1 tRNA gene is annotated in these 554 nt (G+C 39.9%); it reads right to left on the reverse strand.

The features are described 5' to 3' along the window. Positions 1-272: 272 nt before the first annotated feature. Positions 273-348: transfer RNA gene (locus ACTG7L_RS10780), tRNA-Glu, on the reverse strand. Positions 349-554: the final 206 nt, after the last annotated feature.

Here is a 554-nt window from a genome sequence, read left to right on the forward strand (position 1 = left end):
ATTAGCACGTCCTTCTTCGCCTCTGATTGCCTAGGCATCCACCGTGTACGCTTAGTCACTTAACTATACAACCTCAAATGTTTTCCAAAACAAATGATGTTGCTGTTTCAACTAAACACTTGACTGCTTTTGTTCAGTCAAGATTTTTTCTTCTACTCAGACTTTCTTTCGAAAATCTCTCAGTTTTCAGCTTGTTTCCAATTTTTTAAAGAACAATAAGAAATTTTAAATAGATAAACAATGTTTCGTCTATCTACCAAATCATCTTTAATTGGCGTCCCCACGGGGATTCGAACCCCGGTTACCGCCGTGAAAGGGCGATGTCCTAGGCCTCTAGACGATGGGGACAACAGGTAAAGATAATTTGTTGTCTTTTATTATTCGCACTTCTTTTTTCGTTTCATTCGTTTCTCTTGCTCGACCTAGTAAGCAATGAAAAGTGCGGTCTTTTTCTTTCTTTGTTTACAATTATCAGCCAATCTGTGTGGACACTTATTGTCTCTCGTTTTCGGTAAGGAGGTGATCCAACCGCAGGTTCCCCTACGGTTACCTTG

Source organism: Lonepinella sp. BR2357, from assembly GCF_051851525.1.
GTDB lineage: Bacteria > Pseudomonadota > Gammaproteobacteria > Enterobacterales > Pasteurellaceae > Lonepinella.